At 64.7% G+C, this 19,163-nt stretch carries 21 protein-coding genes and 1 pseudogene; 21 read left to right on the top strand and 1 reads right to left on the bottom strand.

Going from position 1 to position 19,163, the window contains the following annotated elements; genetic code table 11:
- The first annotated feature begins 245 nt into the window (after nucleotides 1-245).
- From GGQ66_RS01410 to GGQ66_RS01400, 3 genes are all read left to right on the top strand, one after another.
- Nucleotides 246-773, top strand: coding sequence for an antirestriction protein ArdA (locus GGQ66_RS01410; RefSeq protein ID WP_183788613.1), 528 nt, complete (start codon nucleotides 246-248; stop codon nucleotides 771-773).
- A 192-nt stretch (nucleotides 774-965) separates the two neighbouring features.
- Entirely contained in the window at nucleotides 966-1,181 is a 216-nt protein-coding gene (locus GGQ66_RS01405) for a transcriptional regulator domain-containing protein (protein ID WP_183788611.1), read from the top strand.
- Nucleotides 1,182-1,227: 46 nt separating this feature from the next.
- Complete coding sequence (locus tag GGQ66_RS01400; RefSeq protein ID WP_183788609.1) at nucleotides 1,228-1,746, top strand: DUF2285 domain-containing protein; 519 nt, start codon at nucleotides 1,228-1,230, stop codon at nucleotides 1,744-1,746.
- A gap of 17 nt (nucleotides 1,747-1,763) precedes the next feature.
- On the opposite strand, the gene GGQ66_RS01395 is transcribed toward GGQ66_RS01400, so the two are convergent.
- Entirely contained in the window at nucleotides 1,764-2,051 is a 288-nt protein-coding gene (locus GGQ66_RS01395; protein ID WP_183788607.1) for a DNA -binding domain-containing protein, read from the bottom strand.
- Nucleotides 2,052-2,516: 465 nt separating this feature from the next.
- Between GGQ66_RS01395 and GGQ66_RS01390 the strand changes: the two genes are divergently transcribed.
- From GGQ66_RS01390 to trbJ, 18 genes and pseudogenes are all read left to right on the top strand, one after another.
- Nucleotides 2,517-2,786 carry a helix-turn-helix transcriptional regulator gene (locus GGQ66_RS01390; RefSeq protein WP_183788605.1) on the top strand — a complete coding sequence of 90 codons (270 nt, stop codon included), beginning with the start codon at nucleotides 2,517-2,519 and terminating at the stop codon, nucleotides 2,784-2,786.
- Entirely contained in the window at nucleotides 2,787-3,863 is a 1,077-nt protein-coding gene (locus GGQ66_RS01385; RefSeq protein ID WP_183788603.1) for a replication initiator protein A, read from the top strand.
- A 58-nt stretch (nucleotides 3,864-3,921) separates the two neighbouring features.
- Nucleotides 3,922-4,440, top strand: a complete 519-nt coding sequence (locus GGQ66_RS01380; protein WP_183788601.1) for a DUF2840 domain-containing protein — start codon at nucleotides 3,922-3,924, stop codon at nucleotides 4,438-4,440.
- On the top strand, nucleotides 4,437-4,982 hold the full coding sequence (locus GGQ66_RS01375) for a S26 family signal peptidase (protein WP_183788599.1): 546 nt from the start codon (nucleotides 4,437-4,439) through the stop codon (nucleotides 4,980-4,982). Before GGQ66_RS01380 ends, GGQ66_RS01375 begins: the two co-directional genes overlap by 4 nt.
- 36 nt (nucleotides 4,983-5,018) lie before the next feature.
- Complete coding sequence (locus tag GGQ66_RS01370) at nucleotides 5,019-5,354, top strand: DUF736 domain-containing protein (protein WP_183788597.1); 336 nt, start codon at nucleotides 5,019-5,021, stop codon at nucleotides 5,352-5,354.
- The gene (locus GGQ66_RS01365; RefSeq protein ID WP_183788595.1) at nucleotides 5,351-6,283 is read left to right on the top strand and encodes a lytic transglycosylase domain-containing protein; all 933 of its coding nucleotides are present in this window, start codon (nucleotides 5,351-5,353) and stop codon (nucleotides 6,281-6,283) included. Before GGQ66_RS01370 ends, GGQ66_RS01365 begins: the two co-directional genes overlap by 4 nt.
- Before the next feature lie 460 nt (nucleotides 6,284-6,743).
- Nucleotides 6,744-7,250, top strand: a pseudogene (locus tag GGQ66_RS23410) (relaxase/mobilization nuclease domain-containing protein); the annotation flags it as partial.
- A gap of 168 nt (nucleotides 7,251-7,418) precedes the next feature.
- Nucleotides 7,419-8,651, top strand: coding sequence for a DUF3363 domain-containing protein (locus GGQ66_RS22970; RefSeq protein ID WP_226937532.1), 1,233 nt, complete (start codon nucleotides 7,419-7,421; stop codon nucleotides 8,649-8,651).
- 104 nt (nucleotides 8,652-8,755) lie between these two features.
- Nucleotides 8,756-9,325: a TetR/AcrR family transcriptional regulator gene (locus tag GGQ66_RS01355; protein ID WP_125334608.1), complete on the top strand. Its 570-nt coding sequence runs from the start codon at nucleotides 8,756-8,758 to the stop codon at nucleotides 9,323-9,325.
- A 93-nt stretch (nucleotides 9,326-9,418) separates the two neighbouring features.
- Nucleotides 9,419-10,492, top strand: coding sequence for a 23S rRNA (adenine(2503)-C(2))-methyltransferase RlmN (gene rlmN, locus GGQ66_RS01350; protein ID WP_125334607.1), 1,074 nt, complete (start codon nucleotides 9,419-9,421; stop codon nucleotides 10,490-10,492).
- Nucleotides 10,493-10,504: 12 nt separating this feature from the next.
- Nucleotides 10,505-11,467, top strand: a complete 963-nt coding sequence (locus GGQ66_RS01345; protein WP_125334606.1) for a LysR family transcriptional regulator — start codon at nucleotides 10,505-10,507, stop codon at nucleotides 11,465-11,467.
- A 185-nt stretch (nucleotides 11,468-11,652) separates the two neighbouring features.
- Entirely contained in the window at nucleotides 11,653-13,641 is a 1,989-nt protein-coding gene (locus tag GGQ66_RS01340) for a conjugal transfer protein TraG (RefSeq protein WP_125334605.1), read from the top strand.
- Between the two features lie 10 nt (nucleotides 13,642-13,651).
- Nucleotides 13,652-14,113, top strand: a complete 462-nt coding sequence (locus tag GGQ66_RS01335) for a ribbon-helix-helix domain-containing protein (protein ID WP_183788593.1) — start codon at nucleotides 13,652-13,654, stop codon at nucleotides 14,111-14,113.
- A 147-nt stretch (nucleotides 14,114-14,260) separates the two neighbouring features.
- A complete protein-coding gene (gene trbB, locus GGQ66_RS01330; protein ID WP_183788590.1) occupies nucleotides 14,261-15,238 on the top strand; it encodes a P-type conjugative transfer ATPase TrbB in 978 nt (325 codons plus the stop codon).
- A complete protein-coding gene (locus tag GGQ66_RS01325; RefSeq protein ID WP_125334602.1) occupies nucleotides 15,235-15,600 on the top strand; it encodes a TrbC/VirB2 family type IV secretion system protein in 366 nt (121 codons plus the stop codon). Before trbB ends, GGQ66_RS01325 begins: the two co-directional genes overlap by 4 nt.
- Complete coding sequence (locus GGQ66_RS01320) at nucleotides 15,600-15,881, top strand: VirB3 family type IV secretion system protein (RefSeq protein ID WP_125334601.1); 282 nt, start codon at nucleotides 15,600-15,602, stop codon at nucleotides 15,879-15,881. Before GGQ66_RS01325 ends, GGQ66_RS01320 begins: the two co-directional genes overlap by 1 nt.
- 10 nt (nucleotides 15,882-15,891) lie before the next feature.
- Nucleotides 15,892-18,384 (top strand): conjugal transfer protein TrbE, encoded by a 2,493-nt coding sequence (gene trbE, locus GGQ66_RS01315; RefSeq protein WP_125334600.1) that lies wholly within the window; start codon nucleotides 15,892-15,894, stop codon nucleotides 18,382-18,384.
- Nucleotides 18,381-19,151, top strand: a complete 771-nt coding sequence (trbJ, locus tag GGQ66_RS01310) for a P-type conjugative transfer protein TrbJ (RefSeq protein ID WP_125334599.1) — start codon at nucleotides 18,381-18,383, stop codon at nucleotides 19,149-19,151. The genes trbE and trbJ overlap by 4 nt, the downstream gene beginning before the upstream one ends.
- The last annotated feature ends 12 nt before the right edge of the window (nucleotides 19,152-19,163 follow it).

The following is a 19,163-nucleotide window of genomic DNA, read 5'->3' as shown; positions in this document are numbered from 1 at the left end:
TGCCGCCGCGTCTCATCTGATCGTTACCAAGAAGGTTGCTAAGGGCTTTGCCCTCGCGCCAGCAAGGTAAGTGGAACCGCCCGGGGCGGTATCCCCAGCCTTCCGCGCCCAATGGGCTTGTGCAGGCCGGGTGATCCCCCTCCACCCCGGCCGCCCTTGCTCGTTGCTACCCCAGTCTCGGCGACGGCCAGAAGGTCAGGCGCGGCGTTCCGCTTCGCTGACCTTCAGACCCGAGGATCAGAGACATGACCAACGTATCCGACAGCAACCCCCGCACCTATGTCGCCTGCCTTGCCGCCTACAATAACGGCTATCTGCATGGGGCTTGGATCGACGCGGATCAGGACGCGGACCAAATCCGGGACGAGATTGCCGCGATGCTTGCCCGTTCCCCTGTCGAGGACGCGGAGGAATACGCCATTCACGACTATGAGGGCTTCGAGGGCCTCAGCATCTCCGAATATACCGGCATCGACACCGTGGCGCGGATGGCCGCTTTGATCGCAGAGCATGGCGCACTTGGCGCGGGCCTGCTGGAGCATTTCAGCGGCGACATGGACCAAGCCGAATCAACGTTGGAGGATTGCTATCATGGTCAGTTCGCCAGCCTCGCCGACTACATGGAGGAATTGACGACCGAGAGCATCACGATCCCCGAGGCGCTGCGCTACTATGTCGATTGGGAGGGGATGGCGCGCGACGCCGAGATGGGCGGCGACCTGTTCACTATCGAGACGGCGCACGGCGAAGTGCATGTGTTTTCCAACAGGTGAAAACATGACTGCCTGTCCGTGCTCATACGGGCAGGCATCGCGAAAGCACGGCTGTCGCCAACCCAAAAGCACCAAAAATGATCGGGTTAGCGGCTCAAGGTATCTGCTTTGAGCGGCTTCTATATTTCCCGTGATCCTTGAACCTCCTTTTGCCGGGCGCTGCCCAGCATCCCGGCTTGGGGAGGTGACGCCATGCTCAGCATCGATTGGCGATCACCGGCGGCATATGGGCACACAAAGCATATCCCGGCCGCTGGTTTCGCTTGGGAATATTTGCGCCGCAACGACGAATATCGTCGGGACTGCCAGACCATCGCATTGACCGGAGGGGCGGCTGCCAGCGACCTTGAAGCGTTCGCGCATCGCTGGGGGGTGCGATTTCCCGTGCGATCCCGACGCGCCGCATGATCGGCAATCGCCAATCTGGAGCCCGCGCTTTCAACCGCAAGCCGTGATGTTGTCGCCGGTCGTTCACAAGGGCGACGACACCGAACCGATATTGACGTTGGCGCATCTCGACGGCCTCGACCTGCGCCGCGCCGCCGATGGCTGGCACGGTATCTGGCATGTGGATGGCGTCGCGCACCAATTCTGGCTGCCCGAGACGGTGCCCGCCGCCGCCTTCTATGCCGTGACCCTGCCGATGGATTCCTTTCTGGAGCTGCGTGCCCACGCCGCACGCCGTCTTTGGCGGTCCCTTAACGGCCGTGCGCCCGGTCCCGATTTTCGGGCAGTCCCCGCCCAACTCCGGCAATGGCACAACCTGTCCCTGCGCGCGCTCGACGCCCGGCTGCATGGCGAGAGCTATCGTACCATCGCTGAAGTCCTGCTCGGCTTTCGCGGCACCAAGGAAGACTTTGAGAACGATCCGCGCAAGAACAAGGCCCGCCGCCTGGTCGCGCACGGTAATAAGATGATGCGCGGCGGCTATCGCCTTCTGCTCCACTATCCGATCAAGCCCGGCAAGCGTTGATTGTGTGGGCATTGCGCTCACGCCCTGTTGGCTGCCGCCTGCTCCAGAATCTTCCGATAGCCCTCACGCGATAGCCATTGCGCGCGTTCGAGATGGCTTTGCCAGCAACGATAGGTCCGAAGTTCATAGGCGACCGGATCGCGGTGCAGCACGATGCGCGCGACTTCCTTCCAGTGCGCGCCCTCGGCCTTGGCATCGAGAAGGCGCAGATAGGTGATGTAATGCTGTTCGTCATAGACGGTTATGGTGTCGCCTGTCGGCGCTTCGTCATCCACATCGGGATCGAGTTCGACGGGTGTTCGCATGGTCATTCCCCGTATCGGAGAGAGCTTTGTCTGCGGTACGCCCCCGCAAACGATTCTCTCTGACTCTTGGTGATCGGGGAGTTCGAAACCGCTGTTACACGGCCCCATGGCCTTTAGCTCGGAAAGCCTGTTGTATACGCCACAGGCTCCCCGACCATAAGGTCAAGGAGTGTGGTGCCGTGACGGCCGGCACCAACCGGTAACAGAGGGGTTTCGACGCCCCGGAGCAGCGCGTCTGCTCCACCCGCATTCTTAGCCGAACCGCGTGCGAATGTCTTCGCCTATTCAGCACGGCAGGCGATGAGTCGCTGAAATCCCTCATCTATTGGCCGCGCATCGCCCCGAGAGGGGGTGCCGCCAGCGCATAGGCGCAAATGCGGCACGCTACGCGCCGCCGGTCTCTCGCCATGGTTCGCCACAGTCCGCTGCCGCCCTCGGCAGCCCAATCCCGACTGGAGGTGATCCATGCCCAACCCGCTTGCGGGCCTGCCGCCGCGCCTGTTGCGCACCAAGGAAGCCGCGCGCTTCCTCGGCATATCCATCCGAACCCTTGAGAAGCATCGCACCTATGGCACCGGACCGACCTATCGCAAGGTCGGCGGTCGCGTCCTCTACACCGTCCGCGATCTGGAAGACTGGAGCGCGGCTGGCGAGCGCAAATCCACCCGCGACAAGACCGCCGGCACGGTCTTTCCCGCGCGTCCGCTTACGCCCGAGGAACGGGGCAACTGCTAGATGCTGCGCGAGGACGATCATGCCCCCGCGCAGCCGACCGAGGACAGCGAGCGCAGCCGCCTAGACCCATTCGTGGTCGCAACGGGCGACGCGCCGCCGCGCGACCAGCGCGACTTGATGGAGCGGCCATTCTTCTCGCTGGCGAAGACCCCGCGCACCAAGCCGATTCTCTACAAGGCCGCCGACATAGAGGTGCAGGTGTTCGGGATGCCCGAGCACGGCATGGCGACCATATGGGACGCCGATGTGCTGATATGGGCGGCCTCGCAGATCGTCGCGGCCGAGAACAACGGCCTCACCACGTCGCGCTTTGTCCGGTTTACGCCCTACCATCTGTTGCGCGCCATCGGGCGGCCGACCGGCAATCACCAATACCGGCTTCTGAAAGCCGCACTGGCGCGGCTGCAATCGACCGTCATCGCCACCACCATCCGCAACGGCCCGCATTGGCGTCGCCGGCAATTCTCATGGATCAACGAGTGGGAGGAAATGACGACGCGCGCCGGCCGCGTCGAGGGCATGGAGTTCGTCCTGCCCGAATGGTTCTACAACAGCGTCAACGACCGCTCGCTGGTCCTGACCATCGACCCGGCCTATTTCCGGCTGACTGGCGGCATCGAGCGATGGCTTTACCGAGTCGCCAGAAAGCACGCCGGACATCAGCGCCACGGCTGGATTTTCGAGGTCGCGCACCTCCACCAGAAATCCGGCAGCCTCGCCCGGCCGTCCGATTTCGCGCTCGACCTGCGCCGGATCGCGGCCCGTCAGCAACTCCCCGGCTACCTGCTCCAGATCGAGTGGGAAGACGGCCGCGAGCTGCTGCGCATCCGGCCCGGAAACCTGTCAACAGGCACTGTTGATAACCCTGTTAATGCCATCGGCAGATCAGGCGCACGGGGTATCGGCACATCAGGCGCATCACTATCGGCAGATCAGGCGCACGAACCGCAGCTAACGCTTTGGCCTGAAAAGCGGAATCCGACCGCTAACTTGTCTAACAGAGAATCTAACTCTTTTTCTTTGACGCGCGCGCAGGCGAAGCGTGGTGCCGGTTTTGCCGGGAGCGGCGAGCCATGACGCCCGCGCTCGACGCGCTGCGCCCGCGCAGCCCCCAGCACATCACCGGAGACGAACAATGACCCGTCGCGCTCATCGCAGCGCGCACGGCCGTCCGCTGCCGGACAGGCCTGCGCCCTTCACAACATTGGTTGAGCTGACCTTCGAGAAACGCAAGGTCGAGCACTGGATACGCTTCGGCCGCAAGAGCTATGAACAGATCATCGACCGCCGCCGCAGCGTCGTCGGCTTCGCACCGGGCAGCGTCTTTGCCTTCGTGCGATGGGCGAAGAGCGAGCACGGCACTGTCGTTTCGCGCATCGACATTGTGCGCGCCATCGGTCGGGGTGAGCCGTTCCAGACATTGCCCTTCGTCCGGCCCGGCGGCGAAATCCTGCTGCGCCTCGATAGCTGGTCCAAGGTGCAGCGCGCGTTTGCAGCTATCGACGCCGTGGATGAGCTCGGCCTCGATCCGGCCGACGCCTCGCCGGAGCATTGGCGGCACGTCCACAACCGTTTGACCGCCAATCTGGAGCCGCACGCCTACACGCCCGAGCGACATGCCGCTTGGCTTCATCGCCGAAGGATCGACCCATGACGCGCCGCCTTACCCTTACGGTGACGGCGCTGGCGGTGCTCGGCATCACCGCCGCAAGCGCGGTCGAGACGCCATTGAGGCTCATCTGGAACGCCACGGCCAGCGCGCCAGTCGGGTTCTACACCGTCGAGCCGGCCCACCGGATCGACGTGCCCGAGCTGGTCGCCATCATGCCGCCCGAACCGCTCGCCGCCTTCATGGTCGAGCGCGGCTATATCGCGCGAGGCGTCCCGCTCTTGAAGCGCGTCTTGGGCCTGCCGGGGCAGCGGGTTTGCCGCTTGCGATCCACGATCACGGTTGACGGGATCGAGATGGGCGAGGCGCTGGAGCGCGACAGCCTCGGCCGCGATCTGCCCATCTGGCAGGGCTGCCGCGTCATCGGCGACGACCAGCTTTTCCTCATGAATTGGGAGGTCCGCGACAGCCTCGACGGCCGTTACTTCGGACCCATTCCCGCAGCTTCCGTCATCGGCCGAGCGGTCCCGCTCTGGACCGATGAGGAAGGCGTCGGCCGCTACGAGTGGCGCGCGCCGACGCACTGAAACCACCCCCCGAAAATCAACCGCAGGAGATTTCCCATGGCAGAAATAGGCACCTTCACCCGTACCGAAACCGCCTATGCGGGCGAGCTTCATTCGTTCGGCCTCCACGAAAAGCTGTTCATCGTCCCGGCCAAGCCCAGCGACGTAAAAAACGCGCCCGACTATCGCCTGCGCCTCGAAAGCGAGGACGGCCCGGACGCCGGCCCCGCATGGAAAGACTCCAGCGATAACGCTGGCGAGTTCGTGTCGATGAGATTGGAGGGACCGATCTTCCCGTTCCCGATCCGCGCCAAACTGTCCCAGTCCAACGACGATCCTTCGGTCTGGACGCTGCGTTGGAAGCACCCCCGGAAAGTCGAGGACGAGGAATGACGGCCGCGCGCGTCCGGCCTGCCATTCGGCCCAAGACCGTCATCCCTTTGCTCGCGGAAAAGCCGTCTCATCCCTTCGTCCCGCACGGCCAGCGGACGGCCGGCGCGCGCAGCGAAGCTCAGGGGCGGCCATCGGCCGGCGCTTGCGCCTTGCCCTTGACCGAAGCGAGCACGCTGGCAGGCTGGCGGCGAAGCGGAGACAGGATTGCATGGCATTGTGCCGTCCTGATACTGGCCGGCACGCTTTCCGTCTGCGTCGGATCGGGCGTCGCGGTCGCGCAATCCGCGCCCGTCGAGCGCCCGGCCGCCGCCCATCCCTATGCGGCGCACATCGCCGAGGCGTCGCAGCGTTTCGGTATCCCCGGGCACTGGATTCGCGCCGTGCTGCGCGCCGAAAGCGCGGGCGATGTGCGCGCGGTCTCAACGGCCGGCGCGATGGGATTGATGCAGGTGATGCCTGATACATGGGCGGACCTGCGCGTCCGCCATGGCCTCGGCCGCAATCCCTATGACCCGCGCGACAACATCATGGCAGGCACCGCCTATCTGCGCGAAATGTTCGATCGCTACGGCAATGTCGGCGCGATGCTTGCGGCCTATAACGCCGGTCCCGGCCGCTATGACGAGCACCGCGCCACGGGCCGACCGCTTCCCGCCGAGACACGCGCCTATGTCGCCGCGCTCGCCCCAATCCTTGGCGGCGCGGCTCCATCGGATGCGCCGTTGCAACCACCGGCACCGCCGCCCGATTGGCGCGAGGCACCGCTATTCGTCATGCGCCCGGCCGACACGCGGGCTGCCGCCGCGCCGCCGTCCGAGGTGCAAACAGGCGACGGCCGCGCTGCCGTTCCGGCGCGCGACCCCGCCCGTGCGGAGCCGCAGGACGGCAGCATTTTCGTGGCGAGCGCCAGCGACGGCGGAACGCCATGAGGGCAGCGTTCCCGCGCTCGGCGGCGCTGGTTTCGGCATCCGGTCGGGCAGGTTTGCGCCCGGCTGGATTCCCGGCAGGAGGGGCAGAAAAGACAGAAAGGGCGGAGGGCAAGATTAAAGAAGACGGCACTATGTCGGGCCGCTTCTGGAAATTATTGTTGTCTGCACACTGGTTAGGTGGCCGGTTCCGGCACCATGGTTTTAAGGGGCCGCGTGCCGCGATTTTGCGCAAAGCCTTGGCTTTGCAGGGTTTCGAGCGGCACCATAGGCGCAGATCGGCCGTTTTCCGGCGGTTTGGGCTGGAGTCGCGCCCTTGAGTGCCGACGACGAAAACCGCTTCCGACCGAAGCCCGGCCGCATCCGATCCGACACGCCGAAGGCTGGCAAGACCAAGAGCTTTTTCACGCAGGTCAAGAAGATCGCCCGGCAGCATCAGGCAGCGGCCTCCCGCGATCCTTCCGTGCCGTCATCCGCCCGCCCGTCAACGCCGGGCCGGTCCCGTGCCGTGGTCGCCAGCGGCAAGGGCGTGAAGCGCGGCCGGGGCGCGAGCTTCGTGCGCGCCCGCAATATCTCCGGCCATTGGCATCATCGCCAGCCGGGCAGCCGCCGCGTCATCGTCAAGCAGCGCAGCGTCAGGGCCGCATGGGAGGGCGGCCGTGCCCGCGCGCATCTGCGCTATGTCCAGCGTGACGGAACCTCACGCGACGGCGAGCGCGGCCGGCTCTATTCGGCGACCGAGGACCGCGCCGATGGCGACGCCTTCCTTGATCGCGGCAAGGACGACCGCCACCAGTTCAGGTTCATCGTCTCGCCCGAGGATGGCGCGGAGCTGTCGGACCTCACGGCCTACACCCGCGATTTCATGAAACAGGTGGAAGCCGACCTCGGCACGAAACTCGATTGGGTTGCCGTCAATCACTACAACACCGGCCATCCCCATGTGCATATCATCGTCAACGGCCGCGACGATACGGGCGGGGATCTAGTCATTAACGGCGACTACCTTTCCGCCGGCCTGCGCGAACGCGCCAGCGAGCTTGCCAGTCTGGAACTCGGCCCCGTCACCGAGATCGAGCAGACCCGCAAGCTGTCGGCCGAAATCGACCAAGATCGTTTCACCCGGATCGACCGCGCCATGGCCGAGGAAGCCGATGCGCGTTTCCTCGACCTGCGCCATGAACCGGCAGAGCCGAAACGGCAATTCGAGCGGACGCTGCGCCTGCGCCGTCTCGGCAAGCTGGAGAAGATGGGGCTGGCGACCGAACACGCGCCCGGCGTTTGGGAGTTGAGCAAGGACATGGAGCCGGCCCTGCGCGAGCTGGGCGAACGCGGCGACATTATCCGCACCATGCAGAAGGCGCTCGGCCCAAAGGGCGGCCAGCGCGACCCCATGAGTTTCCAAATCCATGACGGAGTGCCCGAGACGCCAATCTTTGGCCGCGTCGTGGACAAGCACCTGTCCGACGAGCTGGGTGAGAACCTGACAATCGTAGTGGACGGGATCGACGGGCGGACGCACCACATCGCCGGCATCGCGCCCGAGCGGCTGGAGGATGCCCGCATTGGCAGTATCATAGAGATCGGTCCGGCCGAAGCGGCAGCCCGGCCGTCCGACCGCACCATCACATCCATCGCCGAGAACGGCATCTACCGGCCGAGCCGTCATCTGGAGCAGGCGAAGTTCGAGGGCCGCGTTCCGGGCGGCGATTATGAGGGCTATGTCGATGCCCATGTCCGGCGACTGGAGGCATTGCGCCGCGCCGGGATCGTCGAGAGGATCGACGCCGACCAATGGCGCATCCCCGATGATCTGGTCAGCCGCGCCGCCGCCTATGACGCCGGCCGTGACCGGCAGGCCAGCGTTCGCATCCTTTCCCCGGTCGATCTAGGCAAGCAGATCGGATCGGACGGCACGACATGGCTGGACCGGCGATTGGTCCATGGCGAAACGGTCGACCTTGCGCCGGCCGGCTTCGGCCAGCAGGTGCGTGAGGCGATGGACCAGCGGCGCGAGCATCACATCGAACAGGGCGATGCCACCCGAGCACGGAACGGCCGCATCTTCTACCGGCGCAGCCTTCTCGCCACCTTGCGCGAGCGGGAGGTTGCCCGCATTGGCGCGGAGATGGCCGAGGGCAAGGGGTTGCCGTTCCGTGCCGCCACGGACGGCGAGAACGTCAGCGGCAAGTTCACCGGGACCGTTCAGCTATCGAGCGGCAAGTTCGCCGTGGTGGAAAAGAGCCATGAGTTCACGCTTGTCCCGTGGCGGCCGGTGATCGACCGCCAGCTCGGCCGCGAGATCACTGGCGTCGTGCAGGGCGGATCGGTGTCGTGGCAGTTGGGGCGAAGGCATGACCTTGGCCTTTAGCACATACGCGTGTTTCATCCGGTATCTATCATGCCCCGTGTATCTCACGCTGGATGCCGGCTATTGTAGGGGCCATCATTCAAGCGAGCAGTAGAAAAGAAGATATGCCGAGACCGAAACTACATAGCGATGAGTTCATTCTAGATACCGCGCTAGGCATCCTTCTTCAGAAAGGTCCATCGGCCTTCACCCTCTCCGATGTTGCGGAAGCGGTCGGCATCTCGCGGGCTGCACTGATCCAGCGGTTCAAAGACAAGGCGACGCTGCATCTAAAGGTCATGGAGCGCAACACGCAGGAGGTGCGCGACTATTTCGCGGGTGCGAGTCCCGAAAAGGGCCTCGATCCGCTGTGGGCGATGCTCAAGGACCTCATCGCCGGTATGGGTGACGGTGCCGGAACGGAAGGCTACCTTCTTCTATTGTGGGGAGACGTTCAGGAGCCGTCGCTTCGCGCCCTTGCGGCGGAGCGGAACAGACTGGTCCTGAAAGCTATCGAGGCACGACTGCCCGCCGGGCCGCGCCAACCCGAGCATACCGCCGGCTTGATTCAGACGGTCATTCAGGGGTCTTGCATGCAGTGGCTCGTTGAGCCGGAAGGCGAGCTAGCGGCTTTCATGACCAAGCGCACCCACATGCTTCTGTCCGTCCTCTATCCCGACCATGTGTTCGGGTAACACCATCTGGAGGGTTGTTTATAACCGTCGTGTCGGTTATCTATAAGGCATGCGCCACGGTATCGCCGGGCACGGAAACCCGGAACGACTATCATGCCTATACAAGAACCCAGCCCGTTGGGGGCCGAACGACAAAAAGCACTGCCTGCGCCAACCTTGGCGCTGAACCTCATGGCCGACGAGTTCGATGCGTTGAACGCGAGCAGCGGGCCGCAAATCGCCTATCGCGACCTGTTCTGCCCACACATGGACCTGCCGCGCGCCTTGCGGAACTGGTCAGAGGCTCGGGGCGTCCAGTTGCGGAGCCTTCGCAAAATCACGCATGAGCGCGGCGGTCGGTCGCAGAAGGTGCTTTTCGGCCTTCATGACGGTTATGCCGTTGAAAGCGTTCTGATCCGTCGTCACGACGGACACACCGCCTGTATTTCGTCACAGGTTGGATGTGCCTTCGCCTGCCAGTTCTGCGCTTCCGGCCAAGCCGGCCTCAAGCGCAACCTTTCGGCGGGCGAGATTGTCGAACAGGTCGTTCAACTCGGGCCGAAGGTCAACCGGATCGTGTTCATGGGCATCGGCGAGCCTTTGAACAACTACGAGCAGGTGATGAAGGCGATTCGTATCCTGCGCGACCGGCGAGGGATGAATTTTCCCACCACGGGAATCACGCTTTCGACCATCGGCATACCGAAGGCTCTAGCGCAATTGCGAGAAGAGCATCTGGCGATCAATCTGACTATATCGCTGCATGCGACGACGCAGGAAGTTCGCGACCGTCTCATCCCCGGATCGCGTAAGCACGACATCAATGAAGTCATCGCGCGCGCTTCGTCATGGGCGGAACGGCACAACCGGATCGTCACCTTTGTCTATCTGGTCCTCCCCGGCATCAACGACACGCTTGCTGATGCGAAACGGCTTGCCGGTCTCATGAACAAGCGAAGGGCGCGTGTGAACCTTATGCGCTGGAATCCTGTCGATGGCATCGCGCTTGATCGAACCGGCGACCGCAGCCTCGGACTTTTCCGTGAAGTGCTGGATCGCGCCGGTGTGCCGGTGGTGGTGCGGGATACACAGGGGCGGGATATTTCGGCGGCATGCGGTCAGCTCTGGTTGCGCGATCTGCGCGGAATCCCGGTCGAAAAACGCGGAGCCACAAAAAAGGCCGCCTAGCGGGAGCATAGGATGCGGCGTTCGAAAAGACATGCGAACGATGCCTTCCGATCAAGTGAAACGCTGCTCGGGTCGCGCATACCTCTCTTGTCGCTGATCCAGATGCTTGCGGTCGCTGAATATCTCAACTTCCGCCACGCAGCGAACGCACTCGGGGTTGCACAATCCAGCGTCAGCGCCCGCGTGAAGGCGCTGGAAGAAGACCTTGGCATCCTCCTGTTCGAGCGTCGTGCGCGTGGCGTTCGGTTGACCGAAGCCGGACGCCACTTCGTCGAGCGGATCGCAGCCGGCGTCGATCAACTCGACCATGCGGTGAAGACCGCAGGCATGGCGGCGACGGGGGAATGGGGCCGCCTGCGCATCGGCGTCCATGCCTTGATTCCGCGCAGCTTCCTCGCCGATCTGATCGGGCAGTATCGGGAAAACCATCCCGGCATCGAGGTCGAAATCACCGAAGGCACGGCCCGCGATGCGGTCATGCAGCTTCGTGCCGACCGGCTGGACGTGGCATTCGTCGCAGGCACGCCCGAGCTGCCCGACTGCCATTGCCGCCCGATCTGGACAGAACCGCTGGTTGCCGTGCTGCCCGATAGGCATCGCCTTGCCGGACAATCGGCAACCACTTGGACCGATCTGGTCGGCGAGACGTTCCTTGTCCGATATGGCGGCACCGGCCCGCAGGTGCATGACTATATCGTGCTGCGCCTTGCCGGACGCTGGCCTGCGCCGTCGATCCTGCGTTTCGACGTGGAGCGCGGCACGTTGCTGTCCATGGTCGGACAGGGCTTCGGCATCACCATCGTCGGAGCGGCTACGTCGCTCCTGCAAACATCCGGCGTTGTATTCGTCCCGTTCGCGGATGAGCCGGAGCCAGTTCCGTTCTCCGCAGTCTGGTCGCCGTTCAACCGCAGCGCCGCACTCCGCAATCTGCTGACACTCGCAAACGACATGGGACGGCTGGTCCGGGCGGACTAATTTTCCCCGCGATTCGGTTTAATCCACCAGCATAGTCATTGGCGCAGGCGATGACGCTGCCACGACCGTCCTATTTTCCGCCGATAGTATCCGGCAGCCCTCCGGCATCCTCTTTCCTGTTGCCCGTCCCGATTTTGCCTACTCTCTGATCGGCTCCGTCTCTTTTTGCCGACTGGGAGCCTGCATTGCGCGGAGGCCGAATCCTTTGGGGTCAAATCGCTGTCGTCTTCACCATCGTTCTGGTGATGGTGTGGGCAGCGACGCAATGGACGGCGTTCCGCCTCGGCTTCCAGCCGCAGCTTGGAGCACCATGGTTCGAGCTGGCGGGCCTGCCGGTCCATTATCCGCCCGCCTTCTTCTGGTGGTGGTTTTCGTTCGACGCCTACGCGCCCGCGATTTTCGTCGAGGGCGGCATCATCGCGGTATCGGGCGGCTTCCTCGCCATCGCCGCCGCCATCTTCATGTCGATCATCCGGGCGCGGGAAGCGCGCAACGTCGCCACCTATGGATCGGCGCGATGGGCCGAGGGCAAGGAAATCCATGCGGCCGGATTGCTCGGCCCCGATGGCGTCCTGCTCGGCCGATACGACCGGGACTATCTGCGCCATGATGGTCCTGAGCATGTCCTATGCTTCGCCCCGACGCGCAGCGGCAAAGGCGTCGGGCTGGTGGTGCCGACGCTGCTGACATGGCCGGCATCCGCCATCGTCCACGACATAAAGGGCGAGAACTGGACCTTGACGGCAGGCTTTCGCGCGAAGCATGGCCGTGTGCTGCTGTTCGATCCCACGAACGCCAGATCGTCCGCATACAATCCGCTGCTGGAGGTGCGGCAAGGCGAATGGGAAGTCCGCGACGTGCAGAACATCGCGGATATTCTGGTCGATCCCGAAGGCAGTCTCGACAAGCGCAACCATTGGGAAAAGACCAGCCATTCGCTGCTGGTCGGCGCGATCCTGCATGTTCTCTATGCGGAGAAGGACAAGACCTTGGCGGGCGTCGCCAACTTCCTGTCCGATCCCCGCCGTCCGGTCGAGGCGACCTTGCGTGCCATGATGGATACGCCGCATCTTGGCGAGGCCGGCGTTCATCCCGTCATCGCGTCGTCGGCCCGCGAGCTGTTGAACAAATCCGAGAACGAACGGTCGGGCGTATTGAGCACCGCCATGTCGTTTCTCGGCCTCTACCGCGATCCCGTGGTGGCGCGGGTGACGGCGCGATGCGACTGGCGCATTGCCGATCTGGTCGGCAGCCGCCAGCCCGTCACGCTCTATCTGGTCGTGCCGCCGTCCGACATAAACCGCACCAAGCCGCTCATCCGCCTGATCCTCAACCAGATCGGCAGGCGGTTGACCGAGGAACTGACTACCTCGGGCAAGCGCCATCGCCTTCTGCTGATGCTGGACGAGTTTCCGGCGCTCGGCCGGCTCGACTTCTTTGAATCGGCGCTCGCCTTCATGGCGGGGTATGGAATCAAAGGTTTCCTGATTGCGCAGAGCCTCAACCAGATCGAGCGCGCCTATGGCCCGAACAACGCGATCCTCGATAATTGCCATGTCCGCGTCAGCTTCGCCACGAACGACGAAAGGACGGCCAAGCGCATTTCAGACGCACTAGGCACCGCGACCGAGTTGCGCGACTCCACCAACTACGCAGGGCACCGCCTAGCCCCGTGGTTAGGTCACTTGATGGTTTCCCGGCAGGAGACGGCCCGGCCGCTGCTGACCCCCGGCGAAATCATGCAGCTTCCGCCCACCGACGAAATCGTCATGGTCGCGGGCACGCCGCCGATCCGCGCGACCAAGGCCCGCTATTTCGAGGATGCGCGATTCAAGGAGCGCATCCTGACCCCGCCCGATCTGGTCGCCGCTCCGCTGGCGCCCAGCCCATCCGCCGATGACTGGTCCGGCCGCGTGGTCGCGGCGGAAAGCCGTTCCGCGACGGCCGCCGCAGACGAGGCCGAGGGCGATCCGGCCAATGCCGGCATCCGCCGCGAGCCGGCATTGCCCGAGCATGAGGAAATCGTCGCCCCGCCGCCATCCCCCGAACAGGAGTTCGAGTTTCTGGACGACGAGCCGGACGTTGACGCGGCCAAGGCCCGCGCCATGCGCCAGCGCATGAGGATGGTGGCGCGACAGGTGGCGCTGAACCCCGATGACGGAATCGACCTTTGAGGACAAGCCCATGACCACACGCACCCGACTGAACCTCTATTTCGACCCCGCGCTCATGCCGCAGATCGAGTCGCTCGCGCTGCGCCGCAAAGTCTCGAAATCCGCCATCGTGGAGGCGGCCGTCATGTCCTACCTGTCCGGCGATTCCGCCGACCGGCTCGAAGCCGCCATGTCGCGCCGGCTCGACAAGCTCGGCCGCCAGATCGACACGCTCGACCTAGATCTCGCCGTCCTCGGCGAGACGGTCGCGCAGTTCATCCATTTCTGGATGACCCTCACGCCGCCGCTTTCGGGCACCGCGCAATCCGCTGCCCGTGCAAAGGGCGCGGAACGGTTCGAGGGCTTCATGCAGACCCTCGGCAAGCGGTTGGCGACGGGCGACAGCTTCCTCAAAGAGTTGTCGCGCGACCTCGACTCACTCGACGACGATCCTTTTCCAGACGAATCCGAGATTAATGGCAGCCAAGACTAAGTATTCGGACCCGTCCTATTTACCGCCGTTCGCCGCCGATCACCGCACACAGTTAGATACTTGTTGAAGCGGCCAGATTTCGGCCTCTCTTAATCGACCCCGATCCGGGGATCGCCTGTCGCGTCCCCACCAGAAACCGGGGCCGACATGACCACCAACCACCAAAAACCGGAAGCCATTGCGCGCGGCGCGCGCATGTTGCGCACGGCATTGGGGCCGGCAATCGCGCGGCTGCTCGAAGACCCGGCCGTGGTCGAGGTGATGCTGAACCCGGATGGGCGGTTGTGGATCGACCGCCTGTCCGAAGGGTTGTCCGATACGGGCGAGCGGCTGTCCGCCGCCGATGGCGAACGCATCGTGCGGCTGGTGGCGCATCATGTCGGTGCGGAAGTGCATCCCCGCAGTCCGCGCGTCTCGGCCGAGCTGCCGGAGTCTGGCGAAAGATTCGAGGGCCTGCTGCCCCCCGTGGTCGCCGCGCCGACCTTCGCCATCCGCAAGCCTGCCGTCGCGGTGTTCAGCCTCGACGATTATGTGGCGGCGGGGATCATGTCAGCCGATCAGGCCGCGACCCTACGCACGGCCGTTTCCTCCCGCGCCAACATCCTCGTGGCGGGCGGCACCAGCACCGGCAAAACGACACTGACCAACGCGCTGCTCGCCGAGGTGGCGAAGACGCAGGATCGCGTCGTCATCATCGAGGACACGCGCGAGCTGCAATGCCGCGCGGAAAATCTTGTCGCCATGCGGACGAAAGAAGGCGTGGCGACGCTCTCCGATCTGGTCCGGTCGTCGCTGCGTCTGCGCCCCGACCGCATCCCCATCGGCGAGGTGCGCGGCTCCGAAGCCCTCGACCTGTTGAAAGCATGGGGCACCGGCCATCCGGGCGGCATTGGCACCATTCACGCCGGCACCGGCATCGGCGCGCTGCGCCGCCTCGAACAACTCATTCAAGAGGCTGTCGTCACCGTGCCGCGCGCCCTGATCGCCGAGACCATCGACCTTGTTGCCGTCCTGTCCGGGCGCGGTTCCGCGCGCCGGCTGGCTGAACTCGCCCGCGTCGAAGGGCTGGGGCCGGACGGCGACTACCGCATCACCAACCCCAACCTTGAAGGAGACGCTTCATGACCTCCGAACCCAAAACTTTGCCTCGCCTGCGTAGCAGGTTGCTCAACGGGACATTCCTCGACCGTCTTGGCACGGCCGGCATCACCGCCGCCGGCTTGCTCTATTCGGCACCGGCATACGCCTCCGGATCGTCTATGCCGTGGGAGCAACCGCTCCAGCAAATCCTCCAGTCCATCGAGGGGCCGGTCGCCAAGATCATCGCTGTCATCATCATCATCGTGACCGGCCTGACCCTCGCGTTCGGCGACACCAGCGGCGGCTTCCGTCGCCTGATCCAGATCGTTTTCGGCCTGTCCATCGCCTTCGCAGCGTCGAGCTTCTTCCTGTCGTTCTTCTCGTTCGGCGGCGGGGCGCTCGTTTGATGGCCGTCGCGTTTGAGCAACTGGACGCCGTGCCGGGCTTCACGGTCCCGGTCCATCGGGCGCTGACCGAGCATATCATGCTCGGCGGCGCACCGCGCTCCATCGCCATCATGAACGGGACGCTGGCCGGGGCCGTGGGCCTCGGCCTGCGCCTCTGGCTGGTCGGCATCGCCATTTGGGCCATCGGCCATTTCGCTGCCGTGTGGGCGGCGAAACGCGATCCCCAATTTGTCGAAGTTGGGCGCAGGCATCTGCGCATCCCCGGCCATATGGCGGTGTGAGGGCGCGGCCATGATGAACCTTGCAGAATACCGCCGCACCGCATCCCGTCTCGCCGACTATCTGCCATGGGCAGCATTGGTCGGCTCGGGCGTCGTCTTGAACAAGGACGGCTCATTCCAGCGCACCGCGAAGTTTCGCGGTCCCGATCTGGATTCCGCCGTCGCGGCCGAGCTGGTCGCCGTCGCCGGCCGGATCAACAATGCCGTGCGCCGTCTAGGCTCCGGCTGGAGCATCTTCGTAGAGGCACAGCGCAGCGAAGCCGCGACGTATCCCCGCAGCACCTTTCCCGATCCAGCGTCGGCGCTGGTCGATGCGGAGCGGAAAGCCGATTTCGAGGAAGCGGGCGCGCATTTCGTATCCGGCTACTTCCTCACCTTCCTTTATTTGCCCCCGGCCGAGGAAGCCGCCCGTGCCGAAACATGGCTCTACGAGGGCCGGGAGAAAACGGGCGTCGATCCATGGGAGCTGCTGCGCGGCTTCATCGACCGCACAGACCGCGTGCTGGCCTTGCTCGACGGCTTCATGCCCGAATGCCGTTGGATGGATGACGGCGCGACGCTGACCTATCTCCATTCCACCATCTCGACCAACCGGCATCGCGTGCGAGTGCCGGAAGTGCCGATGCACCTCGACGCGCTGCTCGCCGACCAGCCGTTGACCGGCGGGCTGGAGCCTCGGCTTGGCAACGCGCATCTGCGCGTCCTGACCATCGTGGGATTCCCGACCGCTACGACGCCGGGCCTGCTCGACGAAATGAACCGGCTGCCGTTCCCCTACAGGTGGAGCACGCGCGCGATCCTGCTCGACAAGACCGATGCGACCCGGCTGCTGACTCGCATCCGTCGCCAATGGTTCGCCAAGCGCAAGAGCGTCGCCGCGATTCTGAAAGAGGTCATGACCAACGAGGCGTCCGCGCTTGTGGACACCGACGCCGCGAACAAGGCGCTCGACGCCGACATGGCGTTGCAGGAGCTTGGGGCGGACGTGGCGGGCATGGCCTACGTCACGGCGACCGTCACCGTTTGGGATGCCGACCCGCGCGTGGCGCAAGAGAAGCTGCGCCTGGTCGAGAAGATTGTTCAGGGCCGCGACTTCACCGCCATGTCCGAGAGCGTCAACGCGGTTGACGCATGGCTCGGCAGCCTGCCCGGACACGCCTACGCGAATGTCCGCCAGCCGCCTATCAGCACTTTGAATCTCGCCCACATGATCCCGCTTTCGGCGGTGTGGGCGGGGCCGGAACGGGACGATCATTTCGGTGCGCCCCCTCTGCTTTACGCAAAGACCGAAGGATCGACCCCGTTCCGGTTGAGTCTCCATGTCGGGGACGTGGGCCACACCCTTGTCGTCGGCCCGACCGGCGCGGGCAAGTCCGTCCTGCTCGCGCTCATGGCCTTGCAGTTCCGGCGCTATGAGGCCAGCCAAGTCTTCGCTTTCGACTTCGGCGGCAGCATCCGCGCCGCCGCGCTCGCCATGGGCGGCGACTGGCACGATTTGGGCGGTGGCCTCACGGAAGGGGCCGAGGCTTCGGTTTCGCTCCAGCCGCTTGCCCGCATCCACGATACCTATGAACGGGCGTGGGCTGGCGACTGGATCGCCGCCATCCTCATGCGTGAGGGACTGGCGATCACGCCGGAAGTGAAGGAGCATATCTGGACGGCGCTGACCTCGCTGGCGTCCGCGCCGGTCGGAGAACGCACCATCACCGGCCTTGCGGTCCTGCTTCAAAGCAACGACCTCAAACAGGCCCTTCGGCCTTATTGCGTCGGCGGTGCCTATGGCCGGCTGCTCGACGCCGAAGCCGAGCACCTTGGCAGCTCCGATGTGCAGGCGTTCGAGATCGAGGGCCTTGTCGGAACCGGCGCGGCCCCGGCCGTGCTCGCCTATCTGTTCCATCGTATCGGCGACCGGCTCGACGGGCGGCCGACGCTGCTCATCATCGACGAGGGTTGGCTTGCGCTGGACGACGAGGGTTTCGCCGGTCAGCTCCGCGAATGGCTGAAAACTCTGCGCAAGAAGAACGCCAGCGTCGTCTTCGCCACGCAATCGCTCTCCGACATCGACAACAGCAACATCGCGCCCGCCATCATCGAAAGCTGCCCGACGCGGCTATTGCTGCCGAACGAGCGCGCCATCGAACCGCAGATTACCACGATCTACAGGCGGTTCGGGTTGAATGACCGCCAGATCGAAATCCTCGCGCGGGCCACGCCCAAGCGGGACTACTACTGCCAAAGCCGCAGGGGCAATCGCCTGTTCGAGCTTGGCCTGTCCGAAGTCGGCCTCGCGCTCTGCGCCGCATCCTCCAAGTCCGACCAGACGCTCATTGCGCAGATCGTCGCCGAACACGGCCGCGACGGCTTCCTCTCCGCATGGCTGCGCGAGCGCGGCGTCGAGTGGGCGGCCGGCCTGATCCCGAACCTCACCAATCTTGCCGACCGAGCGGAATCCGCCGCGCCGGCCCGGCTCGATACCCACCCCACGCAGGAGATTCTTCCATGACCTATTCCAAGACCCTCGGGGCCTCGGCCCTCGCGCTGGCGCTCGCCGTCCCGGCCGCGCTTTCGCCCATGCTGACAAGCCCGGCTCACGCCCAGTTTTTCGGCCGGATCGTCTATGACCCGTCCAACTACGCGCAGAACGTGCTCACGGCCGCGCGCACGCTGGAGCAGATCAACAACCAGATCACCAGCCTCCAGAACGAGGCGCAGATGCTCATTAATCAGGCGCGCAATCTGGCGAGCCTGCCGTATTCGTCGCTCCAGCAGCTCCAGCGGAACGTCCAGCGCACCCAGCAGCTTCTCGGGCAGGCGCAGAACATCGCGTTCGAGGTCGGGCAGATCGACCAAGCGTTCCAGCAGCAATATGGCAACGTCTCGCTTTCGACGACCGACGCCCAGCTTGTCGCCAACGCCCGCAGCCGGTGGGAGAACACGGTCGGCGGCTTGCAGGACGCCATGCGCGTTCAGGCCGGCGCGGTCGGCAATATCGACAGCAACCGCGCCGAGATGGCCGCGCTGGTCGGCCAGAGCCAAGGGGCGACCGGCGCGCTGCAAGCCACGCAGGCCGGCAACCAGCTTCTCGCCCTCCAGTCGCAGCAGCTTTCCGACCTGATCGCGGTCATTTCCGCGAACGGCCGCGCCGACGCGCTGACCGAGGCAGAGCGCGCCGCCGCTGCCGAGCAGGGCCGTGAACAGCGCCGTCGCTTCCTCACGCCCGGCAACGGCTACCAGCCGGGCAATGCGCAGATGTTCAACAACGGCAACTGACCGGGAGGCTCG

This window comes from Allorhizobium borbori (genome assembly GCF_014196535.1).
GTDB lineage: Bacteria > Pseudomonadota > Alphaproteobacteria > Rhizobiales > Rhizobiaceae > Ectorhizobium > Ectorhizobium borbori.
This window is presented reverse-complemented; position numbering and strand designations above follow the sequence as displayed.